At 60.3% G+C, this 13,832-nt stretch carries 14 protein-coding genes; 4 read left to right on the forward strand and 10 right to left on the reverse strand.

Features of this window, described 5'->3' with window-relative positions:
* Window positions 1-231: 231 nt before the first annotated feature.
* The 5 genes from AAEZ10_RS23400 to AAEZ10_RS23420 form a co-directional block, all read right to left on the reverse strand.
* Complete coding sequence (locus AAEZ10_RS23400) at window positions 232-1,464, reverse strand: MFS transporter (protein WP_160769636.1); 1,233 nt, start codon at window positions 1,462-1,464, stop codon at window positions 232-234.
* Window positions 1,457-2,434, reverse strand: coding sequence for a diiron oxygenase (locus AAEZ10_RS23405; RefSeq protein ID WP_071172201.1), 978 nt, complete (start codon window positions 2,432-2,434; stop codon window positions 1,457-1,459). The genes AAEZ10_RS23400 and AAEZ10_RS23405 overlap by 8 nt, the downstream gene beginning before the upstream one ends.
* A complete protein-coding gene (locus AAEZ10_RS23410; protein ID WP_130899337.1) occupies window positions 2,431-3,504 on the reverse strand; it encodes a SagB family peptide dehydrogenase in 1,074 nt (357 codons plus the stop codon). Before AAEZ10_RS23410 ends, AAEZ10_RS23405 begins: the two co-directional genes overlap by 4 nt.
* A gap of 450 nt (window positions 3,505-3,954) precedes the next feature.
* Entirely contained in the window at window positions 3,955-5,151 is a 1,197-nt protein-coding gene (locus AAEZ10_RS23415; RefSeq protein WP_016772700.1) for a class I SAM-dependent rRNA methyltransferase, read from the reverse strand.
* Between the two features lie 162 nt (window positions 5,152-5,313).
* A complete protein-coding gene (locus AAEZ10_RS23420) occupies window positions 5,314-5,853 on the reverse strand; it encodes a type 1 glutamine amidotransferase domain-containing protein (protein ID WP_071172203.1) in 540 nt (179 codons plus the stop codon).
* Between the two features lie 228 nt (window positions 5,854-6,081).
* Between AAEZ10_RS23420 and AAEZ10_RS23425 the strand changes: the two genes are divergently transcribed.
* The 3 genes from AAEZ10_RS23425 to AAEZ10_RS23435 are packed head-to-tail and all read left to right on the forward strand — an operon-like array spanning window position 6,082 to window position 8,108.
* Window positions 6,082-6,894: an HDOD domain-containing protein gene (locus tag AAEZ10_RS23425; protein WP_350571262.1), complete on the forward strand. Its 813-nt coding sequence runs from the start codon at window positions 6,082-6,084 to the stop codon at window positions 6,892-6,894.
* Window positions 6,895-6,906: 12 nt separating this feature from the next.
* Window positions 6,907-7,719, forward strand: a complete 813-nt coding sequence (mutM, locus tag AAEZ10_RS23430) for a bifunctional DNA-formamidopyrimidine glycosylase/DNA-(apurinic or apyrimidinic site) lyase (RefSeq protein WP_071172204.1) — start codon at window positions 6,907-6,909, stop codon at window positions 7,717-7,719.
* Window positions 7,720-7,775: 56 nt separating this feature from the next.
* The gene (locus AAEZ10_RS23435; RefSeq protein WP_071172205.1) at window positions 7,776-8,108 is read left to right on the forward strand and encodes a multidrug transporter; all 333 of its coding nucleotides are present in this window, start codon (window positions 7,776-7,778) and stop codon (window positions 8,106-8,108) included.
* Window positions 8,109-8,259: 151 nt separating this feature from the next.
* Here the strand turns inward: AAEZ10_RS23435 and AAEZ10_RS23440 are convergent, their stop codons facing one another.
* The 5 genes from AAEZ10_RS23440 to AAEZ10_RS23460 form a co-directional block, all read right to left on the reverse strand.
* Window positions 8,260-8,511, reverse strand: coding sequence for a YfhL family 4Fe-4S dicluster ferredoxin (locus AAEZ10_RS23440; protein ID WP_003195146.1), 252 nt, complete (start codon window positions 8,509-8,511; stop codon window positions 8,260-8,262).
* A 145-nt stretch (window positions 8,512-8,656) separates the two neighbouring features.
* Window positions 8,657-9,136 (reverse strand): pantetheine-phosphate adenylyltransferase, encoded by a 480-nt coding sequence (coaD, locus tag AAEZ10_RS23445; RefSeq protein ID WP_003229157.1) that lies wholly within the window; start codon window positions 9,134-9,136, stop codon window positions 8,657-8,659.
* Between the two features lie 115 nt (window positions 9,137-9,251).
* Window positions 9,252-10,847 (reverse strand): GMC family oxidoreductase, encoded by a 1,596-nt coding sequence (locus AAEZ10_RS23450; RefSeq protein WP_350571193.1) that lies wholly within the window; start codon window positions 10,845-10,847, stop codon window positions 9,252-9,254.
* 131 nt (window positions 10,848-10,978) lie between these two features.
* Entirely contained in the window at window positions 10,979-11,524 is a 546-nt protein-coding gene (locus tag AAEZ10_RS23455) for a twin-arginine translocation pathway signal protein (protein WP_350571195.1), read from the reverse strand.
* A 29-nt stretch (window positions 11,525-11,553) separates the two neighbouring features.
* Window positions 11,554-12,984 (reverse strand): coniferyl aldehyde dehydrogenase, encoded by a 1,431-nt coding sequence (locus tag AAEZ10_RS23460; protein WP_350571197.1) that lies wholly within the window; start codon window positions 12,982-12,984, stop codon window positions 11,554-11,556.
* A gap of 147 nt (window positions 12,985-13,131) precedes the next feature.
* Here AAEZ10_RS23460 and AAEZ10_RS23465 point away from each other — a divergent pair, with 147 nt between their 5' ends.
* Entirely contained in the window at window positions 13,132-13,803 is a 672-nt protein-coding gene (locus tag AAEZ10_RS23465) for a TetR/AcrR family transcriptional regulator (RefSeq protein WP_016772708.1), read from the forward strand.
* The last annotated feature ends 29 nt before the right edge of the window (window positions 13,804-13,832 follow it).

Genomic DNA, 13,832 nt, shown 5'->3' on the forward strand with positions numbered 1-13,832 from the left:
TACTAAAGGGGAGTGAGCTTCTGTTGACCTCTGAAACACCCGAAAAATGGCCGTGTGTCCGGAAGCTGCCGATGACGTTGCGGGATCGCCGCTGGTCTCAGCCTGAGCTCATAAACCCGCCGGGGATGAATGGCGATGAATGAGGCGATTCTACACCGCTGGCGTCGCGAGGGAATGGCGCAAAGCGTTGTTCCCCCGCTGAAGAGGCACGCGGGATGACGACTGGCAGGATCAGTGGTCGCCTCCCGGCATCACCGGATTGCTGCGCAGGTTGCTGACGCGACGGCCAATCACGCTGTTGAGCAACAGCGATACGCCGCTCAACACCACGAAGCCGTAACCCAGCGTCGCTTGCAGGTTGGCCGGGCCGAGGCTGATCAAGGCGCTGACCAGCCCGCCACAGATAAAGATGATGGTGCTGCCGGCGGACGCCGATGCGCCGGCATTTTCGGCGAACAGGCTCATGGCGCGGGAGGTAGCCGGCGGGCGTGAAATGGTCGTGCCTACCGTGCAGATCAGCATCGGAATCAGCACCGTCGCCGCTGACAGATCATGACTGGCCGCCAGATAGAGCATCACCAGCCCCGAGAGCAGGATCAGACTCAGCCCGGTGAAAATCTGCTGTTGCGCATTGATATGCCGATTCAGCACGCTGGCGAACAGGCCGCCAAAGACATAGGCGGCGCCGTAGATCAGCAGGATCAAGGCGAAATCGTAAGGTGCCATCTGCAGCTGCTCCATGAAGATCAGCGGGGAAATGACAATGAAGGAAAAGTGGCAGGCGAAAGCGAATGCAGAAATCAGCCAGCAGCCGACGAATTCGAAATTGCCCAGGACGCGCTGATAGGACTGGATGAAGCCAAGGCGGCTGGGATCATGAGGAGGACGGCTGTTATCGAGCAATCGCCAGGTCTTGATCAGAACTGCTGCGGCCAGGGCGATGAACACCCAAAAGCTGCCGCGCCAGCCGAGCGTGGCCTGCAGAAACGTGCCCGCCAATGGTGATACCGAAATGAAGATGCCCGTGGCGGTGACCATCAGGATCCGCAGGCGATCACGCTCGTTGCCTTCGAACAGATCCTGCACCAGTGCCTGGGACAACACGAAGCAACCGCATCCCAGCGCCTGCATCACCCGGAAAATCAGGAACAGCGTGTAGTCATTGCTCAGCACGCAGCCCAGTGCGCCGAGCAGCGACACGCTCATGCCGGCGAGCAGCAGACCTTTGCGCCCGATCACATCGGACAACGGGCCGATCAATAACTGGGCAAATGCGATGCCCACGGCAAACAGACTGATTGACAGCGCGATGTCGTTTGACGATCGGCCAAAGTGGGCTGCCAATGCCGGAAAGGAAGGCAGCAGCACATCCAGCGGAAACACGCCAAGCAGGATCATCGCCAACAACAGGCTGATTGCTCCGCGCTGTTGTCGGCGGGTGGTTGCACGGCTGTGTTTATCCATCGATCAATCCTGCTTTGGCGAAGAGTGTCTGGTTGTGGGGCAATGCAAAGAAGCCGGCCTTGTGCAAGGCCTCCACCGTAGGTTTGCAGCCAGCGCGTGCACGAGCGCGGTTGGCCTGCACCGTTACCGTGCTGCCGACAATCTCCATCACGTCGATCTCGGCAATGCCGGCCGAACGCAGGCTTTGTTGCAGCCAGCTTTCATCTGCTTCGAAGAAAATGGAAATGATCTCCACGAGGGTCTTGCTGGCGAACAGGCGCTGACGACTGTTCATCGCAATCCAGAAGTAATGGAAGGCTTCGGCGAAATAACGGCTGTGCCGGGCTTCGTCGGCAAGGTGATCACGCAGCATGTCGTTCACGCTGGACACCAGCGTGTCGCGACAGACCTCCAGCAACTCGCGGGCAATGATCGTTTCCGAGACAAATCCCAGCAGGAACCAGGCCAGAGCGCGGTTTTTCTCCGGCGTGCGCGCGATCAAGGCGTTCATGCGGCTGATCCGCTTCGGAATGACCGGACGCCGGGTGATGCTGTAATACGCAGCGATCTGCTCGGCAATCTGGTTGGAAAACAGCGCGTGGTAGCCCTCGTCGGTATACAGCTGCAGTGCCGCATGTTTCATCGGCAGCGGTATGTAGATGGGCAGTTCGCGGTGCGCGATGACTTCCACGGCGCGGTTGACGATGCGGTGTTCGAGCAGGGTGGTGTAGTCGAGGAAATACACCAGATGATTGGCGGTAAGGCGGTGCAGGGTTTCGCGCCCTTTGGCCTGGATGGCCGGATGCGCCAGATAGGGCACGAAGGCCGGGGGGAACCAGTAGCGGGTTTGCAATTGCTGCTCGACATCGCCCGGTAACCGGTAGTCATGGGTACTGCTGCGTACCGATGCACGGCTCTCCCAGTCTGGAAGCGTGAATTTCAGCGACCATGACACCGGGGCTTCGCTCTCGTCCATCGCCGTGGGAATCATGACTGTGCTCCGCTGAGCAGATCACGCATTTCCTGGCACATGGCGTGACCATCGCTTTCGCCGCAACCGACAAAGAACAGCGGTTGCTCGGCGCTGCCCGCGATGCCGAGCAGGGTTTCAACCTGTGCGTCGGCAAATGCGCCGGTCAGCCAGGTGTTCAGCCCCAGCGTTGTTGCTACCAGTTGAAAGGTTTGCGAGAGATGACCGGCCTCGATGAATGCCATGCGATAGGCGCGCGAGTGTTCGTACTTCCACCAGAGACGATCAAACCTGGCGGTGATGAACACGCCCAGCGGCAGGTTGTTGATGAAGTGCTGGCCGCCGAGCAGTTGGCCCAGTTCCGGATCCGGCAGCGCATTGATCCGACTCAGAGCGTGTTCGGCAGGGTGGTAGGCGTAGATGCCGGGTTCCAGCCCGCTGACATTTTGCGCCAGGACAAATCCCTCACAGGCGTTCAATCCGCCGCCGGACGGGCAGCTCCGGCGGGCCTCGAGACCCGGCGCGACCGGATCGGCGTGGGCATCTTCGCGCGGGGGAAGATAGCCGAGGGTCAGATAGAGCAGCGTGCCGACCTCGTTCAGTGTCACCGCCGCACCGGTGTAGGAACGACAGGTTTTGCGCCTCATCAGGGCCTGAGTCAGGCTGTCATCATTAATGGCGCCTGGTACGGGCAGGGTAATCAAGGGCTGCACTGATCGCGGCGCCGGGGTGTTCGCAGGTTCCGGCTTCGCCAGCACTTCGCTGCAGTGCGCCAGATATTGCCTGGACCACTCGTGAATATTCCGAGGCGTATGTGCGCAAGGTATATTTTGTGTGCCGATGTGATAAATCTTCGATAGTTCATCCCAGCCCCAATCCGGGGTGTCTATTTTTGAAGTTGTTAGAATGCCTGCATCCAGAAGTTGTCTGTCTATTACGTTGTTCGGGTCAAATATATCAGGGTTGTGTATAAGGCTGGCGAGGCGATGGGAGTATTCAAGATCAAGTTCGTGTTGAGTATGGTTCTTGTAGTTCCAGACTACTTGTCCGGGCGGGCGCGGCAATATAAAAAGAAAAGGATTGATATACATGGGTTCAGATCACTCAGGAAAAGTCTGATGGACGCCAGAGTGCCGGCACTCTCCAGCGTCCAGGCTACTTAGCGGCCGGTGGCTGCAACCAGAAAGGCCAGGTTGGCGAGTTTGTCTGTTTCGAGATAAATGGTTTTCATGATGTGAACTCCTTGTTCGTTGGTAGTTGGAGTCGCTTCGTTGCGACAACTTCATATTAGTTTGTAATCGAATATTGGCAAGCGGATATTAGGTAGGAATATTCCAGTAATTTTGTCGGAGTGATCTTTTGCAGGAGACTTACTGTGTAGGTTTAGTTTCCATGTTTTACAGGCATGACGAAACTTCCTGCAAGGCGGCGAGAAAGAAGTTGTAGGAAGAGAGCAAGGCACTCATGTCGAGTGTGAAAAAAACGGGCGGGGGGGCGCAAAAAAACGGGGAGCTCAGTGGCTCCCCGGTGTTCAAGCGCAATCAGCTGTTGGGCAGTAGACGGCAGGTGATGCTTTTGATGTAGCGGGTTTCAGCGATGGCCGGATGCACCGGATGATCCGGACCCTGACCGCCACGTTCGAGCATCTGGATGTTGCGGTCCAGATGACGGGCGCTGGTCAGCAGGATGTTCTGCAGATCGTCTTCCGGCAGGTGCATGGAGCACGAAGCACTGACCAGAATGCCGTCCTTGGTCAGCAGGCGCATGGCTTGCTCGTTGAGACGACGGTAGGCGCCTTCGCCGTTCTTCATGTCTTTCTTGCGTTTGATGAAGGCCGGCGGATCGGCAACGATCACGTCGAAGCGTTCTTCGCTGGCTTTGAGTTCCTTCAAGGCTTCGAAGACGTCGCCTTCGATGCAGGTCATCTTGTCAGCGAAGCCGTTCAGCGCGGCGTTGCGCTCGACGCCGTCGAGGGCGAATGCAGAGGCGTCGACGCAGAACACTTCGCTGGCGCCGAACGCAGCGGCCTGCACGCCCCAGCCACCGATGTAGCTATAGAGATCAAGTACGCGTTTGCCCTTGGCGTAGGGTGCCAGGCGCGCGCGGTTCATGCGGTGATCGTAAAACCAGCCGGTTTTCTGCCCTTGAATGACCGGCGCTTCGAACTTGACGCCGTTCTCTTCCAGCGCGACCCATTCCGGTACCAGACCGAACACGGTTTCGACGTAGCGGTTGAGGCCTTCGGCGTCGCGGGCGGCGGAGTCGTTCTTGAACAGGATGCCGCTTGGCTTGAGCACCTGGGTCAACGCGGCGATCACGTCGTCTTTATGCGCTTCCATGGTCGCCGAGGCGATCTGCACCACAAGAATGTCGCCGAAACGATCGACCACCAGACCCGGCAGCAGGTCGGAGTCGCCGTAGACCAGACGATAGAACGGCTTGTCGAACAGACGCTCGCGCAACGACAGTGCGACATTCAGGCGATGCACCAGCAGCGACTTGTCGAGGGCCAGTTTGATGTCGCGCGACAGCAGGCGCGCGCAGATCAGGTTGTTCGGGCTCATGGCGACGATGCCCAACGGCTTGCCGCCAGCGGCTTCGAGCACCGCCTGATCGCCGGCCTTGAAGCCGTGCAGAGGCGTGGCGGCCACGTCGATTTCGTTGCTGTAGACCCACAAGTGGCCGTTGCGCAGGCGACGGTCGGCGTTGGCTTTGAGGCGCAGGCTAGGCAGGGACATGACGTCGCTCCGGAAAAAAGAGCGGGAGTATAGCGTGTTGAGGTTTGCGCAGGGCTGAGGATGCGATGAAACGCTGATGATGCCTTCGCGAGCAGGCTCGCTCCCACAGGTGAACACCAAACCATTGTGGGAGCGAGCCTGCTCGCGAAAGGATTTCGGCGCTTACGCAGCCAGTGCGTCAATCAGGGCCTGACTGAACGCCGGCACATCATCCGGCTGGCGGCTGCTGATCAGGTTGCCGTCCTTGACCACTTCCTGGTCGACCCAGTTGACCCCGGCATTGACCAGATCGTCCTTGACCGTCTTGTAGCTGGTCATGGTCTTGCCATTGACCAGTCCTGCCGAGATCAGCAGCCAGCTGCCGTGGCAGATCACGGCAATCGGCTTGCCCGCCGAAGCGGCAGTCTTGACCAGATGCTGAGCATCCTGATCGATACGGATGGTGTCGGAATTCTGCACACCGCCCGGCAGCAGCACGGCATCGTATTGATCGACGCTCACAGCCTGGAAAGTGTTGGTGACGGGGAAGTCGTCGGCCGGTTTGTCATGGTTCCAGCCTTTGACGGTGCCGGCCTCGGCCGAGAGGATATCGACCTGCACGCCGGCCTGCTCCAGGGCATCCTTGGGGCCGGTCATTTCGACCTGTTCGAAACCATCGGTAACCAAAATAGCGACGCGTTTGCCATTGAGGGAAGTTGCCATCGGTAAGCTCCTGAGTCTGTGGAGATTTTGCCTTCGCAGCGGACCTATGAGGTCCGATGCGCCCTACAGATTCCGAAGCCTGGGCACAGATGAAAGTTCCGACGATGTGCCCATCGGTGTGTCGCCCTGCCGTTTCAGCGGTTAGAATCGCCGCCTGCCCCGGAGTGTGTACTTATGTCCCAAGAGCTGACCACCGAACAGATTCAACAATCGCTGCAAGGCATCAGTGTGCCGGCGCAACCGCAGATCATGGTGGATCTGCAAATGGAGCAGTACATGCCCGACCCGGACCTGGAGGTGATCGCCAAACTGATCTCCCAGGACCCCGGTCTGTCCGGCGCGCTGCTGAAAATCGTCAACTCGCCGTATTACGGCCTGAGCAACAAGATCACCTCGATCCAGCGTGCGGTGAACCTGTTGGGCAGCCGTTCGATCATCAACCTGATCAACGCGCAGTCGATCAAGGGCGAGATGAACGACGACACCATCGTCACCCTCAACCGTTTCTGGGACACCGCGCAGGATGTGGCGATGACCTGCCTGACCCTGGCCAAGCGCATCGGCACCCAGGCCGGTGACGAAGCCTATGCGTTGGGCCTGTTCCACGATTGCGGCGTGCCATTGATGCTGCAGCGTTTCCCCAATTACATGACCGTGCTGGAAGAGGCCTACGCCAGCGCCAGCCCGGAATGCCGCGTGGTCGATACGGAAAACCGTGTGTTCAACACCAACCACGCTGTGGTCGGTTACTACACCGCCAAGTCCTGGCGCCTGCCGGAGCATGTCAGCGCCGCCATTGCCAACCACCACAACGCGCTGGCGATTTTCAGCGACGAATCGTCGAAGAACAGCCAACTGAAAAACTTGCTGGCGATTCTGAAAATGGCCGAGCACATCTGCGCCTCTTTTCGCGTGCTGGGCAACCAGAGCGAAGATTTCGAGTGGAACGCGGTCGGCCCGCTGGTGCTCGATTACGTCGGTCTGTCGGACTACGACTTCGAAACACTCAAACAAACGATTCGCGACCTCGGCGCGCATTGATCCGAGGACACCATGCCTGAACTGCCGGAAGTCGAAACCACCCGTCGCGGGATCGCCCCGCACCTGGAAGGCCAGCGGGTCAGCCGGGTCATCGTCCGCGACCGGCGCCTGCGCTGGCCGATCCCCGAAGATCTCGATGTGCGCCTGTCCGGGCAGCGCATCGTGCTGGTGGAGCGGCGCGCCAAGTACCTGTTGATCAACGCCGAGATCGGCACACTGATCAGCCATCTGGGCATGTCGGGCAATCTGCGTCTGGTCGAGGCCGGGTTGCCGGCGTTGAAGCACGAGCACGTCGATATCGAACTGGAATCGGGTCTGGCCCTGCGCTACACCGACCCGCGACGGTTCGGCGCGATGCTGTGGAGCAACGACCCGCTTAATCACGAATTACTGATTCGCCTCGGGCCGGAGCCGCTGACCGATCTGTTCGATGGCGAGCGCCTGTTCCAGCTGTCACGCGGGCGCTCGATGGCGGTCAAGCCGTTCATCATGGACAACGCGGTGGTGGTCGGGGTCGGCAATATCTACGCGACCGAAGCGCTGTTCGCCGCCGGCATCGACCCGCGCCGCGAAGCCGGGAGCATTTCTCGCGGGCGTTACTTGAAACTGGCAATCGAGATCAAACGCATCCTTGCCGCCGCCATTGAGCGTGGCGGCACGACATTGCGCGATTTCATTGGCGGCGACGGTCAGCCGGGCTATTTCCAGCAGGAGCTGTTTGTCTACGGCCGGGGAGGGCAGCACTGCAAGGTCTGCGGTAGCGGCCTACGCGAAGTGAAGCTGGGCCAGCGCGCCAGCGTGTTTTGCCCGCGCTGCCAGACCTGAAAAAATCCTTCGGTCTATAGTGAGAAGTCTTACTGCTCAGCCCGAAGGATCGTGCCATGAAAGTCCTGCAAGTCTTCTTCGTCACGCTGCTGTTGTGTTCCAGCCTGGCCGTTCAGGCCTCGCAGGCCTCGGAAACCGGCAGCGGTGATCCGCGTTACACCATCCAGAATCCCCCGGCCTACGCCATGCTTGGCGACCTGCTGATTGCCCGGCCCTTGCTGGTGGTGGCCACGGTGATCGGTGCGGGAGCGTTTGTGGTGTCGTTGCCGTTTACCGCGCTGGGCGGCGGTGTTGGCGATGCCGGTCAGGCGCTGGTGGTCGACCCGGCGAAAGCGGCGTTTGTGCGGTGTCTGGGGTGTACAGGGGAGGGGTTTGAGCAGCGCGAGTGAGCTGATCGGGTTTCAGTGGTGTGGCTGATGGCCCATTCGCGAGCAGGCTCGCTCCCACTTGGGTTTTGGTGTTCACACAAATTTGTGTTTCACCACAGACTCTGTGGGAGCGGGCTTGCCCGCGATGGCTTCGGTACTGGCGCTGATGTGATCAGGCCTTGCCGGTGATCTTGCGGTACTTCTCCATCAACTGTTCTTCAGTCTCCGGATGGGCTTCGTCCAGTGGAATGCAATCCACCGGGCAGACCTGCTGGCACTGCGGCTCGTCGTAGTGGCCGACGCACTGGGTGCACAGGTTCGGGTCGATCACGTAGATCTCTTCGCCTTGGGAAATGGCGGCGTTCGGGCACTCGGGTTCGCAGACGTCGCAGTTGATGCAATCGTCGGTGATGATCAGGGACATGCTAACTCCAGCCGGGGCGGCAGGCCCGGGCGCTATAAATCAATGCGCGCAATTGTGCCGCATTGGCGAGCGCAGTGCACGCGGGGGCGATCAAGGGCACGAGACTGCAATCTTTAAAAGCAAAGATCGCAGCCTGCGGCAGCTCCTACTTCTTGAAGCGCAGGGTCAGCGCGTCGGCCACGGCCGGGTGGACGAACTTGCTGATATCGCCGCCCAGCGCAGCAATTTCCCGCACCAGCGTCGAGGAAATGAACGAATAACGCTCCGACGGCGTGAGAAACAGGCTCTCCACATCCGGTGCCAGTTGGCGGTTCATATTGGCCAGCTGGAATTCGTATTCGAAGTCCGACACCGCACGCAGACCACGCAGGAACACATTGGCGTTCTGCTCTTTGGCGAAATGCGCGAGCAGCGTCGAGAAACCGACCACTTCCACGTTAGGCAGGTGTTTGGTGACCTCGCGAGCCAGTTCGACCCGTTGTTCCAGCGGGAACAGCGGGTTCTTTTTCGGGCTGGCGGCGACCGCAATGATCACGTGATCGAACAGGCGCGAGGCGCGTTCGACCAGATCGCCATGGCCCTTGGTAATAGGGTCGAAGGTACCTGGGTACAACACTCGGTTCATCGCGTCGTCCTGGCGGGAGTCCGTTGGGGAGTCGGATGGTATCGCAGCCTTCCCGGTCGGCCAAGTCGCCTGTTGGGTAAGAAAGCACTATAGACGATAGGAATATTCTGCTTTTTCATGGATTTTTCAGCCGATCAGCCAAGGCTGTCGCCAGTTGCGCGGTCAGGCCATACACCGACAGCTGCGGGTTGGCGCCGATGCTGGTGGGGAACAGCGAGCCGTCGTGAATCGACAGATTGCGCAGTTGATGATGGCGACCGAGGCTGTCAGCGACCGCGCTTTGCGGATCTTCACCCATCGCACAGCCACCCATCACATGGGCGCTACCGAGTCGCGTGCTGTACAGCTCCAGGCTCAGTCCATCGATCATTGAGCGCGCCTCGGCCAGGGTCTTCACATAGCGGCCGTCGGCGTGCATCGGCATCACCGATTGCGCGCCGCCGGCGAACTGAATGTCGGCCATGACGTGAAAGGCTCGGCGCAAACCGTCCCAGGCGTACTGCGAAACCTGATAGTCGAGCACCGGCGAGCCATCACCGCGCAGCTCCACCGAGCCACCGCTGCTGTCCGGGTGAAAGCCATCGCGCAGCAGCGCCAGCATCGCGTGGGTGTGGGGCAGGTCGGCCATATGCTGGGCGTTTTCCTTGCCGAAACCACCGAGCAGTGTGGCAGCCAGCGCCGGGTGCAGCGGCGGCACTTCGAGTTTGAAAGCCATCGGCCCGGTGGTGCCGTCCTTCCACTGAAAATGGTCGGAATAGATCGACTGCGGCGCGCCGTAAAACGGATTGACCACCTCGGCGAAACGCGCGGCGGACATGTTCACCGGATGCAGAAAAGTACGCTTGCCCACGCGCTCATGCGGATCCGGCGCGTCGGAGCGCAGCAACAGCGCCGGGCTGTTGATGCCGCCGCCGGCCAGCACGTAATGCCGCGCCTTGACGCTGACGCTGCGCCCGGTCGGCTCGACGCAGCGTTCGTCCATCGCCACGCAATGCAGCCCGGTAACCTTGTCGCCACTGATCAGCAGTTTCTCCACCCGCGCGAGATACAGCAGCTCGCCGCCCTTTTCCAGCGTCGCCGGGATGGTCGTGACCATCATCGATTGCTTGGCATTGCTCGGGCAGCCCATGCCGCAATAGCCGAGATTCCAGCAGCCGCGCACGTTGCGCGGGATCACGTGCCAGCTGTAGCCGAGTTGCTCGCAGCCTTTGCGGATCACATCGTTGTTGGCATTGGGCGGCACCATCCACGGCGCGACCCCGAGGCGCTGCTCCATTTTTTCGAACCAAGGCGCCATCTCTGCCGGACTATGGCCTTTGACGTTGTGCTCGCTGGCCCAGTGTTCGAGGGTCGGCTCGGGAGTGCGGAAGCTCGAGGTCCAGTTGATCAGCGTCGTGCCGCCGACCGCGCGGCCCTGCAGGATAGTGATCGCGGCGTCCTTGCTCATGCGCCCGATGCCTTCCTGGTAGAGGCTGCTGTAGGCCTCGTCTTCGAGCAGTTTGAAATCCGAACTGGTCTTCAGCGGGCCTTCTTCGATCAGCAGGACTTTGTAGCCGGCCGCGCTGAGGATCTCCGCCGTGGTGCCGCCGCCGGCGCCACTGCCGATGATCGCCACGTCGGCTTCGAGGGTGAGGTTGTCGCTCAGTTGCGCGCCGTTGTAGGTTTTCCAGCCTCGGGCGAGGCCTTCGCGGAAGGGATCGGGTACGGGCATCGGTCAGGTTCTCTTTATTATTCTGGATGCTGAGGTGATGCAGTTGGCCCCTTCGCGAGCAGGCTCGCTCCCACAGGGACATGCATTTCAAATGTGGGAGCGAGCCTGCTCGCGAAGGCCGCGCCCCGGTTTCAGACCTTAGGCGGCCCGGGATAACCGCAATGCGCCCAGGATTCGGCGCGGGTGTACCAGGCCATCATCACCATCTGCTGCAATGAGCTATGGCCCATGCGCAGCAAGCTCAATGAACTGTTCTCCCAGCGTTCGAGGAAATGCCCCATCGCTTCAGCGCTGGCGTTTTCCCAACTGCCCCAGATGCCGGTAAGCGGGCCACGGGTCACGGCCATGCCCAGCACGTCGAACAGTTGCCGAGTGAGCTTGAGCATTTCCGGCGACACGTGATCGAGGCTGTAGTCCAGCGACTTCAGCGTGCCGTCGACCGCTGCGGGCATTTCCCCGGCGGCGACGGCGCCGTCGAGCATCACCGGGATCAGCGCGCGCAGGAACAGCAGATCGCCGTCGCGCAAAACGACAAAGCCGTTGGCGCTGACGCTCGACGAGCAGCCAGTGAGGCTGGCGCCAAGGCCGGCGGTGGCGAGAAACGCGCTGGCGCCGAGGCTGAATTTCAGCAGGCCACGGCGCGACAGCGCAGGTGTTTCGGTCAGGATTGGGTGCATTGTTTTTATTACCCGGCGTCGACGAACGTTTAGCGAATGAACAGCTTCTGAATCAGTTTCTGAATCGATCTGCCGTAGGGCGGGTAGATCAGCCGGGCCGCGTTGAAGCGCTGTTTGATCAGCACACCCTTGGCCTTGCTGAAGGTCAGGAAACCTTCGTGGCCGTGGTAATGGCCCATGCCCGAGGGGCCGATGCCACCGAAGGGCATATCGTCCTGAGCGACATGCAACAAAGTGTCGTTCAGGCATACGCCGCCGGAATGGGTCTCGTGCAGTACGCGATGCTGTTCGCGTTTGTCGTAGCCAAAGTAGTAAAGAGCCAGAGGACGAGGCCGCTGATTGATGTAAGCGAATGCCTGCTCCAGATCGCGATAAGGCACGATTGGCAGCAACGGGCCGAAGATTTCGTCCTGCATCACGGTCATCTCATCGCTGACATTGAGCAGCACGCTGTGCGGCATGCGTCGGCCCTGGCCTTGTTCGAACAGCGGGATCAGTAGCGCGCCCTTGCTGGTCGCGTCGCTGACGTATCCGTTCAGCCGGGCCAGTTGGCGTTCGTTGATGATCGCGGTGTAGTCGGCGTTGTCGGCCAGGGTCGGGTAGAAGCCTTTCACAGCCTGACGATAGGCCTCGACGAAAGCGCCGACGCGGTCTTCCGGCACCAGCACATAGTCAGGCGCGACGCAGGTCTGCCCGGCGTTCAGGGTCTTGCCGAAGGCGATGCGTTCGGCGGCGTCCTTGAGCGGTACGTCTCTGGAGACGATGGCCGGCGACTTGCCGCCCAGTTCCAAGGTGACCGGCGTGAGGTTTTCCGCGGCAGCGCGCATGACGTGCTTGCCGACGCTGGTGGAGCCGGTGAACAGCAGATGATCGAAAGGTAGACGCGAGAACGCCACGCCGACATCCGCTTCGCCCAGCACCACGCAAACCAAGTCTTCGGGAAAGATCCGCGCCAGCAGTTCTTTGAGCAGCAGGCCGGTAGCCGGGGTCGATTCGCTGAGCTTGAGCATCACCCGATTGCCGGCAGCCAGGGCGCCGACCATCGGCCCCACGGCCAGATACAGCGGGTAGTTCCACGGCACGATCACGCCGACCACGCCCAGCGGCTGATAAACCACCTTCGCCGAAGCAGGCTGGAACGCCATGCCTACCTTGCGCCGCGAGGGCTTCATCCAGTTTTTCAGGTGACGACTGGCGTAGTGAATGCCGTGCAGGCTCGGCATCAGTTCGGCGAGCAGGGTTTCGTCGGCGCTGCGGTGACTGAAATCGGCGCTGATCGCCTCGATCAATGCCTGCCGCTCAGCGCTGAGCAGATCGCGCAAAGCCTTGAGCCATTGCTGACGTTGCGCGGCCGGCGGCATCGGGTTGGCGGCGTACGCGGCCCGTTGTGCCTGGAACTGCCGATCGAGGGTTTCAAGAGGCTGTTGCAGCGTTTGCAGGTAGGCAATGTCGGCAGTCATCGCGGGCTCCGGATTTTATTGTAGTGGGCACTTTTTAGAGTCCAAGCTCTAGAAAGTCAAACGACTTCCGCGCACGTCAGTGTTTTATCCATTTCCGGTTAGGTCGTAAGATGCGCCGTCAACGCACTCTGAATTAAAGCTCAAGCCATGGCCCCACGAATAAAAACCAGCGAGCGCATCGTTCAGAACAGCCTGGAGCTGTTCAATCAGCAGGGCGAGCGCAGCGTCAGCACCAACCACATCGCCGCGCACATGGAGATTTCTCCGGGCAACCTGTACTACCACTTCCCCAACAAGCAGGCGATCATCGCCGTGTTGTTCAGTGAGTACGAAGCCCTGGTGGACAGCTTTTTGCGTCCGCCTCAGGGCCGCCCGGCGACCGTCGAGGACAAGCGTTTCTATTTGAAGGAACTGCTTTCGGCCATGTGGCGCTACCGCTTTCTGCACCGCGACCTCGAGCATCTGCTCGACAGCGATGCGGAACTGGCCGCGCGTTATCGGCGTTTTTCCCAGCGCTGCGTGATCCAGGGGGCCGCAATTTACGAAGGTTTTGTCGCCGCCGGCATTCTGAAAATGGATCGCGTGCAGATCGAGTCGCTGACCCTCAACGCGTGGATCATCCTGACCTCGTGGGTGCGTTTTCTGTGCACCACCCGGGAAAACTCCAACCACCTCAGCGAACAGGCCGTGAAGCGTGGCGTGTATCAGGTGCTGGTGCTGGAAGCAGGGTTTGTTACCGATCAGGCGCGGGATGAAGTCAACGCACTGTTCGACGAGTTCTACGTGCCGCTGGCGCAGGCCCTTGAAGACGTGAAATAAACCGTTCAGCCGAATTCCACAGGAGCCCG

The organism is Pseudomonas sp. H26/SER47-MNA-CIBAN-0231, from assembly GCF_040310465.1.
Classification (GTDB): Bacteria; Pseudomonadota; Gammaproteobacteria; order Pseudomonadales; family Pseudomonadaceae; genus Aquipseudomonas; species Aquipseudomonas atacamensis.